Below are 13,459 nucleotides of genomic sequence, written 5' to 3'. Positions count from 1 at the left end.
TACTACGCACATCACTAAGTTATCCACAAATGGTGAGCTTTTATAATTTCCTAAGCAACGAAAAAGAGACTGGATGTCCAGTCTCTTCTTACTTAACCTATTTTCTTAACTTGTTGCTGCGTTTCACGAACAGGCCAGCTTTCGACTCCTTTTAAGCCTTCAATATCATCAGCATAGAATACTGGGTCAAGCCCTTGCTTTCTTTGCTCCATATAGTTATCAAGCGCCTTAAAGGCATATTTACCAAGGATACCGATTGCAATGAGATTGGTTAAAGCCATGACAGCCATTGCTAAGTCGGCAAAATCCCAAACGATTTGTAGGCTTGCGACAGTTCCAAACATCACCATACCTAAAGCTAGTAAGCGGTAAATAAATAACGCTGTTTTACTTTTATGAACGAATTCAATATTTGCTTCGCCATAGTAATAGCTACCGATAATGGAGCTAAATGCAAACATGAAGATCGCAATAGCTACGAAAATACTTGCCCAACCACCAAAGTGTTCTGCCATAGATGCTTGAGTAAGCTCAATTCCTTGTAAACCTGTTGTATAAGAATCAGACAAAAGAATGATAAAGGCTGTTGCTGTACACACGATTAACGTATCGAAGAAAACGCCTAATGCTTGTACAAATCCTTGTTTAGCCGGGTGAGACACAACTGCTGTTGCTGCCGCATTTGGTGCACTACCCATACCAGCTTCGTTTGAGAATAGTCCGCGCTTTACTCCCATCATGATGGCTGCGCCTACTCCACCACCAAGAACTTGCTCAAATCCGAAGGCACTTTTTACTATTAATGAAAGAACGGCTGGAACGGCTGTTATGTTCGTTAACACTACAAATGCTGCTAGTAAAATATAGAATCCAGCCATAATTGGGACAATGATTGCAGAAAATTTTGCAATACGTTGTACTCCGCCAAAAATAATCACGGCTGTTAATGCTACTAAAATTCCACCAACAACTGCTCCACTCATGTTAAATGAGTTTGTGAATGCTGCTGCAATTGTATTACTTTGCACAGCATTAAAAGTTAAACCGAAAGAAATGATAATTCCGAAGGCGAACATAGAGCTTAACCATTTTGCACCTAATTGCTTCTGCATATAATAAGCGGGTCCACCTTTGAACCCCTGTTTATCTTTTACTTTGTAAATTTGAGCTAACGTACTTTCAACAAAGGCACTTGCTCCACCTAATATGGCAACAATCCACATCCAAAACACGGCTCCAGGACCACCTAAAGCAATTGCCATTGCTACCCCAGCAACGTTACCTGTACCGATACGTGTTGCTGCACCAATGAAAAATGCTTGAAGTGAAGAGATGCTGCTTTCTCCTGGGAGACTTTCATTTTTATCCTTTAATACCCTGAACATTTCACCTATCTTTGCAATTTGTACTACTTTCATACGGATGGTGAAATACAATCCAAGTCCTAGTAATAGCCCTATTAATATATAAGACCATAGAATATTGTTTGCTTGTCCAATTAACCCATGAATGAATTCCATCTCTTTTTCCTCCTGCTGTCGAAATTTGTTGAACAGTAATTCTATTTGAATTATCTAAAAATTTCGATAACAAGTCAACGGTAATAACTGGGAGGAAAAATGGACTTTCAGTTTTTAATAGTACTTATAAATGGCTTCCATAAATTTTTGTAAGGCAGGAGATAGCCATTTGTTACGATGATATACGATTTGGGTGAAATGCACTGGGATTCCTTCCTCGTGGTTGATGATTTTGATTTTCCCTTCATCAAGCAGACTTTGTGCACTCACAAGTGGCATTATGCTTAGTCCTAAGCCACTTGATACACATTGCTTAATGGCTTCCATACTGGAGAGTTCAACTGTGTTTTTAGGGGCAATTTTCTTGTCCTTTAAATAGGATTGAAAAGCTCTTCGAAGTGAGCATTCTCCTTCTGAGAAGATAAAACATTCATGGCTAAGAAGCTCTCTGTTTTCACTACCTAGTGATTGAATGCTAGTATCTTTACCACCAATAAACACAATGGGTTCTTCAATAATGCTTTGGATATAAAGGTCTTCCTGTTTCATTTCTGGTTCTAAAATAAGGGCAATATCTAGCTCCCCATTTTTTACTTTCTCCCGAAGCTTCGGACAACTGTCATTTAGTAAGAGCACGTCTACATTTGGATATTGTTTTTTAAAATAGGCTAATACAGGCTGCATTCTAAATACCGTGACAGTTTCCGACGCACCGATTCGGATTTCACCTTTTACCTCATCACTTTGGTCGGAAATTGCTTTAATTCTTTCATACACTTGTAAAAGCTCCTGGACAAGAGGATATAATTCACGACCAGCCTGTGTAAGTGACAGCTTTTTTCCAAATCGATCAAATAGTGGAGCACCCATCTCTTCTTCTAGCATTTTAATATGTAACGTCAGAGTGGATTGTGCATATTTCAACTCAGCTGCAGCATTTGTAAAGGTTTTCTGTTCTACTATAGTTTTGAATGTGACTAGATGACGGATATCGATGATACTCACTCCTTTGTTGTTTTTGTGTTTGGCCGGTATTTCAGTGTATTGGGCGGTAAATGCTACAGTTTGACCAGTATTTAGTCGACTTGACCGGTATTTCTTTACGTTTGGCCGGTATCGCTAATTAGGTGAATAGACCAGAGGTAGGTTGGGCTGGTATCTGCTCAACCTACCTGTGTTTTGCCATGTTATCAACCGCGGTAAATAGTAATTATCAGTTTTTCTGAACATCTTCTTCATTTATTTCAATTTTACCAAAGTTAAAAATCCTTTTATACTTCAAATTAGAAGTAGTGAAAGGATGAGATGACATGAAGAGAATATGTTTATTACTGCCAAATGGCTTTGAAGCAGTGGAAGCAAGTGTTTTTACAGATGTGATGGGATGGAATCAAGTGGAAGGGGATGGGACCACAGAGTTAGTAACGGTGGGAACTCGTAAAGAACTAACATGCACTTGGAATTTTACGGTAATTCCAGAAATGGTGATTGAAGATGTGATTGTAGATAATTTTGATGCACTCACGTTGCCAGGCGGATTTGAATTTGCTCAATTTTATGAGGATGCGTATCGGGAGGATGTTCTAGAACTCATCCGAGCTTTTAATGAAAAAAATAAGATTATTGCGTCCATTTGTGTAGGGGCCCTGCCACTTGGAAAGAGCGGCGTACTTTCTGGTCGCAACGCTACAACTTACAAGTCTAGCTCTAGCCTCCGTCAACAGCAGCTAGCTGCATTCGGTGTAAATGTTCAAGCTGATACACCGATCGTCGTTGATGGTAACATTATTACCTCCTATAACCCTGCGACTGCCTTTGATGTTGCCTTCAAGCTATTAGAAATGTTAACTAGTGAAGAGAACTGCCTAGAAGTGAAACGATTGATGGGATTTGTGAAATAATCAAAGGCTCAGGGCGTCCCGTTCAGCCTAAGGCATAGCAATTGTTCTGTCATGAAAAAGGTGGTTTTCCCTTTTATTCATGACAGGTTTTTTGACCAAGTGATTTTTCTTTTCCCCTCGAGTAGGATGAAATGGCAAAGATCGTCGCCATTTCATCTTGGCTGGGTGCTGGAGCTGAATTCCAAGTCACTTGCCCATTCTCTTGCTGAAAACTTTTATACTTTCTTCATAATTACATGTTGAAAATTAAAAGTGGTACCTAGCCGGTACCACTTTCCCATTAATGTTCTTCAAGAACAAAGTTTGCTTTGACCACACCGATTTTATCATTTCGTGCATTAAATACAGGTGCATTCACATACTCTTCAAGCTTGTGGCTGATGCTTTCGTCAGCAATTCCTAACTGTTTTAATACTTCCATCGTTGCGACAGAGGTTGCTCTCGGTGTACCATCTTCTACCTTAATGGCAATTCCTATTCCTTGATCGACAATTCCGAGGCATTGAACTGCTTCTGCTCCTGCTTTTGCCACAATATTTCCTTGATAAGCAGCCATTAGATCTGTATCAAATCGGTTTGTTCCTCCGACCATTTCAGGATGTTCCATCATCGCATCTCTTATTTTGGTTAACGTATACGTTCTTGACTCTGGAACGGTTTGCGCCGGATTCGCAAGGCGCGCAAACCCTAATGCGCTATTGAAAAGTGGGAGGCGGTGTACCGGTACTCCGCAACCATCTACACTCAACTGAATATCCTTTTTTGGAAAGGCACAAACATCTTCAATGGCTTGTAAAATTCGCTGCTGATGTGGATGCTCTACTTCTCGGTAAGTCGTCACATCCTCCTTCATGTGAACGACTGTAGCGAGCATGCCGGAATGTTTACCAGAACAATTACTAAAAACTGGTGTTAAGTCCTTCCCCTCACGGATTAGCTGTTTATAGCTTTCCATATCTCTCGGAATATGTGTCCCGCATTGCAGCTCATCTTCTGTTAATCCAATTCGTGATAAAATGCCTTGAACCGTTTCCCTGTGGAAAATCTCACCGCTATGGGACGCACAGCTTAACGAAATCTCAGCATTTGTAAAACGGTAGGCTTCAGATGCGCCTGTTTCAATTAGTGGAATCGCTTGAAAAGGCTTCATAGATGATCTTGGAAACGTAAGACGCTTTGGATCACCATATGAGTATAAAAGCTCACCTTTGTTACTAACGATTGCTACATGTATGTCATGGGTGCTCTCAATAAATTCTCCTCGATAAACTTGAATCGCTCTATTCATGGTCGCTCTCCTTACTTAGCTAATTCATAAATCGCTCTTGCGTAGATGGCCGTTGCTTTTAATAAATCCTCAATTTCGATATACTCATCCTTCTGGTGAGCCGTCATTTCTTTTCCTGGAAAGCATGAACCAAATGCCACTCCATTTTCCATAAAGCGAGCATACGTTGCTCCGCCCGATGAAAGGAGAGTTGGTTCAAGCCCTGATTCCTCTTGGTAGACAGTTTGTAATACTTTTATCATCGGATGACCAGCGTCAACGTGATGGGGCTGTGATTCACGATAGGCTGTTACCTGGAAGCCTCTTCTCTCGACCTCTTGATAGAGCGTCCGTTTTGTTTCTTCATAATTCGTGGTTACAGGACATCTAACGTTCACTTGAACATAGGATTCCTGACCTTTTTCATACTTGATGACACCTGGATTTATTGTAAGTGGGCCTGTTATATCATCCTTATATTGAATGTTCAATGACTTTGCTTCAAAGTCCTCGTGCAGGTCTGCAAGTAGACGAAGATACGAATTGGTTTCACGATTGAACTCAAAACGAGCGAGAAAACTTGCCAGTAATGTCCCCGCATTCATCCCTACATGTGGTTCCATTCCATGAGCCGCTACACCGAATACATTTAATTCCGCCTGATTTTCTTCTACCTTTACAGACCTTTTCACACCAAGTTTTTCACAAAAAGTCTCAAACTCATCTAGTAACTCGTTTACTCCATTTCCTGTAATAGAGGCAACGGCACGCTCAGGTACCATGTTGACCCTCGCTCCTGATTGAAATGAAATGAGATCAAGATATTCTACCGTTTCGCTTGTAGCATTCGGTAGTGAAATCTGTAAGGTCATTTGACCCTTTTCAGCATTAATCATAGGAAAGTCCGCATCAGGTGCGAATCCAATCTGAGGCATGTTTTCTACTTCGCGGTAATACTTCATGCAGCTCATACCGCTTTCTTCATCTGTTCCAAATATAATTCGGATATTTTTTCTTAAAGGTAGACCTAACTCTTTTACAATTTTCAAACCATAAAACGCTGCCATCGTTGGTCCTTTATCATCGATAGAACCTCTTGCATATAGTTTTCCATCTTTAATTGTCGGCTCAAATGGAGGTGTTGCCCATTCTCCTGTTGCAGGCACAACATCAACATGACATAGGATACCAATCGTTTCTTCGCTTGGATCGTTTATGTATTCAGCATGTCCAGCATAGCCATCCACGTTTTTCGTTTGCAGACCACTTTTTTCAGATAGCCTTAACATAAAGTCTAACGCCTCTCCGATTTTTTCACCCATCGGATGTCTTTCTGATTTTGTCGCTTCATCCTTTATACTTTCAATTCGAATGAGGTCAAATAAATCCTTCATCAGTTCTTCTTTACGCTTAAGTACCTCTTCATTCCAATTTACCAAGACTATTCACCTCTTTATTAATAATAAGCCGTGCAAATTAAGCCAAAATACGTTGGAGCCTCGTAGGATAGAAACTCAACTTTTCTATTTTCAGGAGGAATTGCTCCTGCAAGAATCATTGTTTGCCAGATTCCATCTGGTTTGGCCGCGTCTATATATTCAGGAGAAAATCCTATCATTCCTTCTAAATCGTTTGTTTTAATGAATTGGACAACTTCCTCATCAAGCTGGCTTGCAGCTGCATCAAACCCGTACGGTCCTGCTGAGTCGTGTGTATGCGACCAATCACAGCTCGCAATTAAGGCAATTCTCTTGGATGTTTGTTCGGACACTTGCTTTAATACTTGTCCAAGCTCTACATGCCGGTCAAGCGATACCTCTCTAGAGGTCGTTATAACAACAATCGGTACATTAGGCATAAACCGAAGTGGAACCATTGCCCCCCAATCTAATGGTAAACATGAGTAAGGACCGCTACTTGTTCCATAGTTAAGCATACCGATTGGTAAATCTTTCGAAGCGGCGATTTCGTAGATCCTTCTAGCTAGCTCACGATCTACCTTTCTCTCTAACTGAAACTCTGCACCATGATCTTCTAAGGATCCCAGCATTCTTTCCGAATCAGTAATCGAAAACTGTCCATGTATTCTTGTACCATGCGGTGTTAGCACAATGATAGTATCAGGATTTGCTCGTTCCATTGCTTCTCCTAGCTTCAGCATACTCTCCCTTGTGGTCCCCATTCGATTTGGCTGATCCCCGCTTAATTCTGGAATTATTTCTCCGCCATGAGGGGTGATACAAGAAAATACAAATGGATTCATTAACCTCTCCCCTTCTCTAAAAACATTTATAGTGTATTTATTTCGAGTTTCTAAACAAAATTCCTGCATGTTTACATTAGTAAAAGTTGACATATGATCAGAATTCATGAAGACTGTCGCTAGAATTTGGAAGAAGGACTATAATGAAGAAGGAAATTTAAACCATTAGCCGGTGTTTCACCCTGCATTGAAAGGGAATGGAGTGTAATACATGTTTTGGACTTTATTCATACTGACAATCGTCATTTGCCTGCCGGGAATTTTCTTTATGGTTCAGACTGAAAAAAAGTTGGAGGATGCTGGAGATATTTCGGATAAAGAGCAATTATCGCACACCTTTTGACTGTCGTGTTATTCTGTGCCATTGGGGCCTTTTCTATCACAAGAGTCGATATCATTCCGACATTATTTCATGGAGGCATTTTTACTTATGGTTTAGAGCTAGGGCTGATTTGTTCAATTGGCAATCTTTTATTCTATTATTTTTACTTCGTCAAATCAGTTTCGTATCAAGATTATATTGATATCGAGAACCATTATAAGCGAATAGGTATAATGGGGCGCATCATTTATGGTGGATTTGTTGAAGAGGTAATATTTCGATTCGGAATCATGAGCTTACTGCTATGGCTATGGCAACTAATCTTTGAGTCAGTAAACGGGATTGGCATTGGTATCGCGATCAGCTTTTCTAGTAGTCTATTTGCCCTTGTCCATTTACCTGGATAAGCTAGTGAGTTCTGAACCAAAGGCAACATGTATGTGTATGCCATAGTAGGAAACATTTGGGTAGGTGTCTTAGCCGGCTTTGCATTTCTAAAGGCAGATATCTTTGCTGCGATTATTGTTCACATCTTATTTCATCTTATTTGGATTCCCATTCAAAAAATGCTCGAACCCAGTATTCACAGTAGAACCGGAAATTCTTACTAAGAAAATGGAGGAAGATAGATTGTTTTGATTTAAGCAAAAAACAATCACAATTGAAGAACGTAGGAAAACAGCCCTTTACTTTTTTACTCTGTCTCCTGTATTTTTAATAGCTTTATTGTTTGTGTTCGTTATAACAAAAGAATTAAATATCTTCTTGTATGGCGGTATGGTTGGAACACTAGTTGTTGGATTTAGAGAAAGTCAAATTATTAAAAGCACACTAAAGAATGAAAATAAGTAGATGGAAGGTGTATCCATGGGATTTGTGAAGAAAAAGTATTCAGTAAAGACGTATCGCACGCTTTCAAATGTTTTCATCATTGTTTCCGTCCTACTTTTACTATTTAACTTAGTATCTATTGTCGTTGATGGATGGAGTGTTTATAAATTTATGCCTACTCTTGTCGCAATTGTATGGCTAGGAGTGGGGCTTATGATTAGAGCACAAGCAAATAATACCTAAGTTACCATCGAAATTAGAGGTTGGATTGTGTTGAATTGTCATAAAAGATATAATAGTTAGAAAATACCATTACTATTTTCCTACTAAATGACCTTTTACGAGCTTAGCCCCCACTATCTTTTTACACCATATATAATGGAATCGAAGTTATGGAGTGAATATTATGAATTACAGCCAGAGAAATAAGTATGTCGCCCTTATCGTTCTAATAAGCGTGATTATTTTTCATATTTTTTTCTTCAACGTCTTTAAAAATATATGGACAAACATTCTAATTCATAGTCTTTTAGTTTCGATTCTACTTTATAGTCTCATGCAGCTGAAGAATTACTGGATGAACAAACAAAATATTGACGAGCTACTTTTAAGTAAAGAGATTAGTGAAAAAATAATCGAGGAAAATCCTTGTATGATTTTTGTAAAGGACTGGAACGGGTATTATCTCTTGGCTAATTCGACCTTTGCCGATATGTTTGGTGTAACACCGAAGGACATTATTGGGAAATTAGAAAAGGATTTTAATCCTCTTGCCACAAATATAGAAAAGCGTTTGAAAGAAGACCAGGATATTATGAATGGAACGAAGGATAAAGTTGTTTTTGAGGTTCCCTTTCAGCATTCCAGTGGAGAAACGAAATGGATCCATGCCATTAAAACTCCTATTACTCATAAAGGTAAGAAATATGTTCTTTGTGTATCAACTGATATTACGGATCGGAAACGGAACGAGGAGCTGGTTCACAAGCAGGCCTACTTTGACGATTTAACCGGTTTACCAAACCGTTTAAACTTCTATGATGCCTTAGCTGCTCATCTTGAAAAGTCTAAAGAAACGAACGGAGATTTCTCACTCTTTTTTATCGATTTAGATCGGTTTAAACTCGTTAATGATACGCTCGGACATACGATGGGAGACAAATTATTGCAAAAGGTTTCAATCAGACTTTCAGAATGTATCGATTCTATTGGAGAGGTGTACCGTCTATCGGGTGATGAATTTACGATCATCCTACCAACCGCTGCCTACGAACACGTTAAAACAGTTGCAGAAAAAATCATCAATGAATTGACACGACCTATTTTTATTAAAGATCATGAATTTATTGTAACAGCTAGTATTGGAATTAGTTTATATCCTGTAGATGGATCGGATGTAGAGACATTATTTAAGCGAGCCGATACAGCTATGTACATCGCGAAAGAACATGGAAAAAATACATATAGTTTTTATCAACCAGAACATATTAGAACAACATCTGATCGGTTCATGCTTGAATATCAGCTTAGAAAGGCAGTGGAAAAAAACGAATTCTCCATTTATTTTCAACCTAAAATGAACATCAAAACAGGTAAAATTACAGGGGTAGAAGCACTCATTCGTTGGCAGCATCCTGAGCTTGACATGATTTCGCCGGCAGATTTTATTCCAATCGCCGAAGAGACAGGACTAATTGTATCAATCGGTGAATGGGTACTAGAGGAAGCATGCCGATTAAATAAAGCTTGGCAGGAAGCTGGCTATCCCTCATTAGTTGTTTCAGTTAATTTATCACCCGTTCAATTCAGACACGATGTTATCGGGACCGTGAATCGCGTTTTAGAGAAAACGGGATTAGAAGGCAAGTGGCTAGAGCTAGAAATAACGGAGAACACGTTAATGCGTAATGAGGAATCGGTTATAAAAATATTAAAAACACTGCGAGAACGTGGTATTAAAATCTCGATTGACGACTTTGGAACTGGTTATTGTACACTAAGTTATTTAAAGCATTTACCACTAGACACGTTAAAAATCGCTAGACCTTTTATTCGTGATTTACATCGAGATTTGGTGGATGCAGCCATTGCGACAACACTAATTGAGCTAGGTCATAGTATTAACCTTAATGTCATAGCAGAGGGTGTAGAGGAAGAAAGCCAGCTCCATATTCTGAATGAACATAAATGTGACGAAATACAAGGATACTTAGTTAGTCAACCAAAATCAGAATTAGAACTATTACATTGGATAGAAGAAAATCTGGATGATGATGGAAAGCTGAAGGAACGCTTTAACCTTGAGTTATCGTATAGACATAAATAAGTGAGGCTTTACGATAAGTAGCGACAATATGATGGAAAAACGAAGCAATTGCTTAAAACCTTACTTAAGGGGCAATTGCTTCGTTTTGATTATGAAAGGCTAGCGTCCAGCTGAGGAACTATCGAATCAATGCTCTATTTTTTCGATTCTCTTTACGAGCAGCAGCCGTTTCAAACAGTCTTTTTTCTTCTTCAGTATGAGGTATAACCTTTGGTACGGAAGTTGGTTTTCCATTTTGATCAACAGCTACCATGGTCAGAAACGATTCTGTCGTTAACGTTCTCTTATCAGATAATAAATCAGTTGAGAAAACTTTTACATAGACTTCCATAGAAGTATGGCCCGTTGATGTTACAAATGCTTCTAAACTAAGAGCATTTCCAACGGTGGCAGACGATAAAAAGTCCACAGAATCAATGGATGCTGTCACAACTACATGATTACAGTGCTTCATTGCCGCCAATGCAGCAATTTCATCAATATACGAAAGAACCTTTCCACCGAAAATGGTTTGTAAATGATTTGTATCTGGTGGTAGAACCAGTTTAGTCTGAATGGTTCTTGAGCGTTCTACTGAATAGGCTTGTTCCATCATGGCTTCCCTCCATTAATAAATAATTTTTAAAATGGAATTGAATCTTCACTCTTGAAAGATATCAGCTATATTCAGAAAACGCCGAAGCCTTGCATTATAACTCCATGAACGTTTCATATTGCAACACTCTCCTATCTCCCGTAGGAAAAATTGTGTTCCCTTTATGGCAGGTCTCCTGACTTAGTTTCAACAGTTCTTTACGCCTTCCCATTTCAATATGAAACAGTGGCAAAATCTAACAAAGAACCTAAAGCATCACAGTGGCGGGACCGCGCCGGATTTACACCGACTTCCCTTTTAATCCTTAATTCTCACAATTAAGAAACCATAAAGTATAAAGACATAAAATTGATACTACATCAACATCTTACTATAAACAACTCGATCGTGTCCCAATCAATGTTGTTATACATTTTGTTATGCTCGGAGTTTTGTATGATTTTAAACACGTTTAAATGTATAAATTTCTTTTCCAGATTAACAATAACCGTAGTGTTATCATTTAACACTAACTTCGATGTGGGGGGATATACTTTGAATATTCTTTTAAGGCTAATTACAAGTTTCATTACGCTTGGCACTAAAGTGGCATTTCTACTTAGTAATATTACCTTCAGATTATCGTATTTACTAAGAATGCCAGCTTTAACTTAGTCACTTAAGTATTTTGAAAGTAATCTCTTATTCACATTGTAATGAAAAAGGTAAGTATAGTAATATACTTACCTTTTTCTGTATTTACATGATTGCCATCAAGTCTTTCTCTGGCAAAAATGTCTAGCGCTTCTAGATATACATAACAGGAACTAAATTGAAAAATAATAACCAAGAGGTGATAATATGGAGGAAAATAAGTTAAAGCTTACATCTTCTGAAATCGGAACACTATGGGGAGAGTATGTGAACGGAAGTGCGATAGATATTGTAAATAAATATATGTTTTCAATTATTGAAGACAAGGAGATAAAAGCTACATTTGAGGATGCCATTCAAACATTTGCGAAACAAAAGAAGCAAATCGAAACTTTTATGGTGAATGAAGGGTTTCCAGTTCCAATTGGATTTACTGATTCTGACCTCTATAAAGATAAACCAAGATTATTTACAGATATTTTTTGCTTAAATTACTTACATATCATGACATTACATGGGTTGCTAGGACACATAACCTCTCTAGGTGTTTCTGTTCGAAAAGACCTCAGAGACTTTTATGATTCATGTGATAATGATGCGAAAAAGATGTTTCATCAAACCATTGAATTATTGCTTGAGAAAGGAAATTTTCAAAGAGATCCACTATTTTATCCACCTAATAACCCCGAATTTATATCCACCCAAGATTTCACGGATGGATTTTTTGGAAAAGGAAGAAAGTTAGCAGCTACTGAAATCATTAGTATTTCGTTTAATCTAAAAAAGAGCATTATGGCTAAAACACTTTCTATCGCATTCAGTCAAGTCGCTCATACGAAAGAAGTAAGAAAGTTTTTAACCGATTCTGAACAAACAGCGGATGGTCAAATAAAATCATTTGCAAAAATAATGCAAGCGGATAATTTACCAGTTCCAAAATCATGGGAAACAGAAGTGACGACCACAACGGACTCACCATTTTCAGACAAATTAATGATGTACCATATTGGATTCTTGTTCCAAGCTGCACAAAACTATCATGGGGCGGGATTAGCATCAGCTATGCGAACAGATCTTGTAACAGCTTATGAGGGGACGATTCTGAAAAACTTATGGCTTACAAAAAAATGGTATAACATAATGGTAAAAAATAATTGGTTAGAACAACCGCCTCTTGCTCCTAATAGAAAAGAAATTTCTAAAGAGGTGTAAAGATTCTAATTACCAAGATAGGTTTAGAAAAAGACTTGCATCAAGGAAACAAGTCTCAGCTTGTAGAAAAACCCTCAATGTTCGAAAGGGAGCTCACAATTAAAGCTTCTTAAAAAAGCTATTTGGATCCTGCTCAAAGACATTTCACACGTCATAGTGCCTCTAAATGTCTTTGAGGAACCCTCTCTTAGACATTTCACACGTAAAAGTGCCTCTAAATGTCTTTGAGGAACCCTCTCTTAGACATTTCACATGTCAAAGCGCATCAAAATGTCTATGAATACCTCTCTCTTAGACATTTCACATGGCAGGGCGCCTCTAAATGTCTTTGAGGAACCCTCTCTTAGACATTTCACACGTCAGGGCGCATCTAAATGTCTTTGAGGAACCCTCTCTTAGACATTTCACACGTAAAAGCGCATCAAAATGTCTTTGAGGAACCCTCTCTTAGACATTTCACACGTCATAGTGCCTCTAAATGTCTTTGAGTACCTTGCTCATGGAAATATTGTCGGATGTTCCCCTTTTTCTAGAATAAATGAGGTATACTATACAACCACCGTATATTGTGTTAGAAAGTAAAAAAAGG

The 13,459-nt window shown here is 38.4% G+C and carries 12 protein-coding genes and 1 riboswitch; of the genes, 6 read left to right on the top strand and 6 right to left on the bottom strand.

Annotation, left to right across the window (positions count from 1 at the left end; all coding sequences use genetic code 11):
* Nucleotides 1-92: 92 nt before the first annotated feature.
* Both ACFSCX_RS24620 and ACFSCX_RS24615 read right to left on the bottom strand, forming a co-directional pair.
* Nucleotides 93-1,520, bottom strand: coding sequence for an alanine/glycine:cation symporter family protein (locus ACFSCX_RS24620; protein ID WP_377930910.1), 1,428 nt, complete (start codon nt 1,518-1,520; stop codon nt 93-95).
* A 114-nt stretch (nt 1,521-1,634) separates the two neighbouring features.
* Nucleotides 1,635-2,525, bottom strand: a complete 891-nt coding sequence (locus tag ACFSCX_RS24615) for a LysR family transcriptional regulator (protein WP_377930909.1) — start codon at nt 2,523-2,525, stop codon at nt 1,635-1,637.
* Between the two features lie 305 nt (nt 2,526-2,830).
* On the opposite strand from ACFSCX_RS24615, the gene ACFSCX_RS24610 reads away from it, so the two are divergent.
* Nucleotides 2,831-3,421, top strand: coding sequence for a DJ-1/PfpI family protein (locus ACFSCX_RS24610; RefSeq protein WP_377930908.1), 591 nt, complete (start codon nt 2,831-2,833; stop codon nt 3,419-3,421).
* Between the two features lie 280 nt (nt 3,422-3,701).
* On the opposite strand, the gene ACFSCX_RS24605 is transcribed toward ACFSCX_RS24610, so the two are convergent.
* Genes ACFSCX_RS24605 through ACFSCX_RS24595 form a run of 3 tightly spaced genes read right to left on the bottom strand, consistent with a single transcriptional unit; the run spans nt 3,702 to nt 6,951 of the window.
* A complete protein-coding gene (locus ACFSCX_RS24605; protein WP_377930907.1) occupies nt 3,702-4,709 on the bottom strand; it encodes an asparaginase in 1,008 nt (335 codons plus the stop codon).
* 11 nt (nt 4,710-4,720) lie between these two features.
* Nucleotides 4,721-6,127 carry a dipeptidase PepV gene (gene pepV / locus ACFSCX_RS24600; RefSeq protein ID WP_377930906.1) on the bottom strand — a complete coding sequence of 469 codons (1,407 nt, stop codon included), beginning with the start codon at nt 6,125-6,127 and terminating at the stop codon, nt 4,721-4,723.
* Between the two features lie 17 nt (nt 6,128-6,144).
* A complete protein-coding gene (locus ACFSCX_RS24595; protein ID WP_377930905.1) occupies nt 6,145-6,951 on the bottom strand; it encodes a DODA-type extradiol aromatic ring-opening family dioxygenase in 807 nt (268 codons plus the stop codon).
* A gap of 211 nt (nt 6,952-7,162) precedes the next feature.
* On the opposite strand from ACFSCX_RS24595, the gene ACFSCX_RS24590 reads away from it, so the two are divergent.
* The 4 genes from ACFSCX_RS24590 to ACFSCX_RS24575 all read left to right on the top strand — a co-directional run bounded on the left by ACFSCX_RS24590 (nt 7,163) and on the right by ACFSCX_RS24575 (nt 10,430).
* Entirely contained in the window at nt 7,163-7,294 is a 132-nt protein-coding gene (locus tag ACFSCX_RS24590; RefSeq protein ID WP_377930904.1) for a hypothetical protein, read from the top strand.
* 5 nt (nt 7,295-7,299) lie between these two features.
* Complete coding sequence (locus tag ACFSCX_RS24585) at nt 7,300-7,680, top strand: CPBP family glutamic-type intramembrane protease (RefSeq protein ID WP_377930958.1); 381 nt, start codon at nt 7,300-7,302, stop codon at nt 7,678-7,680.
* 460 nt (nt 7,681-8,140) lie between these two features.
* On the top strand, nt 8,141-8,347 hold the full coding sequence (locus ACFSCX_RS24580; RefSeq protein ID WP_377930903.1) for a hypothetical protein: 207 nt from the start codon (nt 8,141-8,143) through the stop codon (nt 8,345-8,347).
* Nucleotides 8,348-8,510: 163 nt separating this feature from the next.
* Nucleotides 8,511-10,430, top strand: a complete 1,920-nt coding sequence (locus ACFSCX_RS24575; RefSeq protein ID WP_377930902.1) for a sensor domain-containing protein — start codon at nt 8,511-8,513, stop codon at nt 10,428-10,430.
* Between the two features lie 118 nt (nt 10,431-10,548).
* On the opposite strand, the gene ACFSCX_RS24570 is transcribed toward ACFSCX_RS24575, so the two are convergent.
* The gene (locus ACFSCX_RS24570) at nt 10,549-11,022 is read right to left on the bottom strand and encodes an acyl-CoA thioesterase (RefSeq protein WP_377930901.1); all 474 of its coding nucleotides are present in this window, start codon (nt 11,020-11,022) and stop codon (nt 10,549-10,551) included.
* Nucleotides 11,023-11,173: 151 nt separating this feature from the next.
* Nucleotides 11,174-11,370: riboswitch (cobalamin riboswitch) on the bottom strand.
* Nucleotides 11,371-11,865: 495 nt separating this feature from the next.
* On the opposite strand from ACFSCX_RS24570, the gene ACFSCX_RS24565 reads away from it, so the two are divergent.
* The gene (locus tag ACFSCX_RS24565) at nt 11,866-12,870 is read left to right on the top strand and encodes a DUF3231 family protein (protein WP_377930900.1); all 1,005 of its coding nucleotides are present in this window, start codon (nt 11,866-11,868) and stop codon (nt 12,868-12,870) included.
* Nucleotides 12,871-13,459: the final 589 nt, after the last annotated feature.

Source organism: Bacillus salitolerans, assembly GCF_042680805.1.
GTDB classification, from domain to species: domain Bacteria; phylum Bacillota; class Bacilli; order Bacillales; family SA4; genus Bacillus_CJ; species Bacillus_CJ salitolerans.
This window is presented reverse-complemented; position numbering and strand designations above follow the sequence as displayed.

Bases quoted from the DNA above. Each gene is read 5' to 3' on its own strand.
- ACFSCX_RS24570 (WP_377930901.1), bottom strand. From the start codon at position 11,022: ATGGAACAAGCCTATTCAGTAGAACGCTCAAGAACCATTCAGACTAAA.
- ACFSCX_RS24580 (WP_377930903.1), top strand. From the start codon at position 8,141: ATGGGATTTGTGAAGAAAAAGTATTCAGTAAAGACGTATCGCACGCTT.
- ACFSCX_RS24565 (WP_377930900.1), top strand. From the start codon at position 11,866: ATGGAGGAAAATAAGTTAAAGCTTACATCTTCTGAAATCGGAACACTA.
- ACFSCX_RS24605 (WP_377930907.1), bottom strand. From the start codon at position 4,709: ATGAATAGAGCGATTCAAGTTTATCGAGGAGAATTTATTGAGAGCACC.
- ACFSCX_RS24610 (WP_377930908.1), top strand. From the start codon at position 2,831: ATGAAGAGAATATGTTTATTACTGCCAAATGGCTTTGAAGCAGTGGAA.
- ACFSCX_RS24575 (WP_377930902.1), top strand. From the start codon at position 8,511: ATGAATTACAGCCAGAGAAATAAGTATGTCGCCCTTATCGTTCTAATA.
- ACFSCX_RS24595 (WP_377930905.1), bottom strand. From the start codon at position 6,951: ATGAATCCATTTGTATTTTCTTGTATCACCCCTCATGGCGGAGAAATA.
- ACFSCX_RS24620 (WP_377930910.1), bottom strand. From the start codon at position 1,520: ATGGAATTCATTCATGGGTTAATTGGACAAGCAAACAATATTCTATGG.
- ACFSCX_RS24590 (WP_377930904.1), top strand. From the start codon at position 7,163: ATGTTTTGGACTTTATTCATACTGACAATCGTCATTTGCCTGCCGGGA.